Raw genomic sequence first — 1185 nt, 5'->3', positions numbered from 1 at the left:
CCGCCAGGATGGCGCGCCCGTGAGAAACGAGCGCGATCTCTACCGCGATGCCGGCGACGTCGCCCGCCGCTACTCGACCTGCTCGAGGACCCGCCGACTCTTCCGCGCTGGCCGCCGGCCGACCCGTAAGCTGAGATCCTGCCCCGGCGCCGTTCTTGGCCCGCTCGCTGGCGATCGGCGGTCAGGCCGGCCGATGGCACCCGGCGAGGTCCGCGGCAATCTAGGCCCCGAAAGAGCCCCTCCTGCTGACTTAGTGCTGACTCGAAAAGCGGCCGGGAGGCCGTAGCCTGGAATCACGCCACCCAAGTCGCTGAAAACAAGCGGCTTAGAGGTGCCCAGGGGCGGATTTGAACCTCTTTAGGTGCCACCCGTCTAGTACTCGCTTGTTTTCAATGGTTTGCACGGCCGAAAGGCCGACCGGGCCGCGCTCGGCGTCCGACTCCACGGCGAGCATTTCGCGCTCTCCCCGAACTTTCTTCGCCCACAGCGGCAGATTGGAGGCCGAGTCTGCGTCTTATATAGGGTATGAGCCGACCATACCGTCACGTCCACCCCGGGGGCAGCCACTTCGAGATCACCACCCGCGCTCTGCAGAGCAGATTCCTCATACCCACCGGCGCGCACTTCCGAAAGATCGCGATCGGGATCATGGCCCGAGCCAAGGAACTCTACCCGGTGGAGCTCTATGCCTTCGGTGGGCTCAGCAACCACCTCTTATGCGCAGCTGCGCATAAGAAGGGTTATGTGGAGCGCCCGGTTATGTGGAGTAGGCGGAACGGATTCAATGAAGTCGGGGACTTTGGCGGCGACTACTGCACATAAGAGATGATCTTCTGCAAGGAGGTCATCATCATGACTAAGACGCGAAAGACGATGCAGACCTGGTCGCCGGAGTCGGAGGCCAGGTACACACAACGGAGGATCGAGCGGGCGGATGTCGGGAATCAACCGACGCTGACTGAGTTCGCGCAGTGGCTCGCGGATTCGCGAGAGCTCAGTCCAGGGACGATCACGCTTCGCATTGGCTCGGCGAGTACCTTCGTCGACGCGGTGACTTCGCGCGCCGGATGTTCCTGTGCGCGAGCGTTTCGGTCGATCACGGTTCAGCAGATCGAGGAGTTCTTCGTCGAGCACAGCAAAGACCACGGGATGTCCTCTCGCCACAGCATGCGCACGGCGATGCGG

Annotated in this window: 2 protein-coding genes; both read left to right on the top strand. The window is 62.9% G+C overall.

Annotation, left to right across the window (positions count from 1 at the left end):
- The first annotated feature begins 525 nt into the window (after nt 1–525).
- Nucleotides 526–822 (top strand): hypothetical protein, encoded by a 297-nt coding sequence (locus GY725_04780; protein MCP4003491.1) that lies wholly within the window; start codon nt 526–528, stop codon nt 820–822.
- Between the two features lie 30 nt (nt 823–852).
- Nucleotides 853–1185, top strand: a 333-nt coding sequence (locus GY725_04775) for a hypothetical protein (protein MCP4003490.1), incomplete at its 3' end; no start/stop codon positions are given.

Source organism: bacterium (assembly GCA_024226335.1).
GTDB lineage: Bacteria > Myxococcota_A > UBA9160 > SZUA-336 > SZUA-336 > JAAELY01.
Note: the sequence above shows the minus strand (reverse complement) of the source record. Positions and strands in the feature narration are given on the sequence as shown.

What these genes read in the sequence shown, in the direction of transcription:
- GY725_04780 (MCP4003491.1), top strand. Translation starts at nt 526, where the DNA reads ATGAGCCGACCATACCGTCACGTCCACCCCGGGGGCAGCCACTTCGAG.